The organism is Mesorhizobium sp. M8A.F.Ca.ET.208.01.1.1 (assembly GCF_004791315.1).
GTDB lineage: Bacteria > Pseudomonadota > Alphaproteobacteria > Rhizobiales > Rhizobiaceae > Mesorhizobium.
Genome location: NZ_SRUT01000189.1, coordinates 1 through 333 on the forward strand (window position 1 = coordinate 1; position 333 = coordinate 333).

General features: G+C 65.2%; 1 pseudogene. It reads left to right on the forward strand.

The window, feature by feature from the left end:
• Positions 1–215: pseudogene (locus tag EN851_RS34865) on the forward strand (sorbosone dehydrogenase family protein); the annotation flags it as partial.
• Positions 216–333 lie beyond the last annotated feature (118 nt).

The following is a 333-nucleotide window of genomic DNA, read 5'->3' on the forward strand; positions in this document are numbered from 1 at the left end:
GGAATCGCGGGCAGCGCACCGGCTACAAGGTGGTGCGGCTGAAATTCAAGGACGGCAAGCCGACCGGCGAATACGAAGACTTCGCCACCGGCTTCGTTATCTCCGATGACGAGGTCTGGGGCCGGCCGGTCGGCGTGGCGGTGGCCAAGGACGGCGCGCTGATCGTCACCGAGGACGCTAACGGCACCATCTGGCGCATTACTTATGGCGGGTAACCTCGACCCTCCGCTGAGGTCCCCCTCACCCGGATTGCCGGCGCCAACCTCTTCTCCCCTTCTTGTGGGAGAAGGTGGCCGCGTAGCGGCCGGATGAGGGGGCTGGCGCAAACGAATT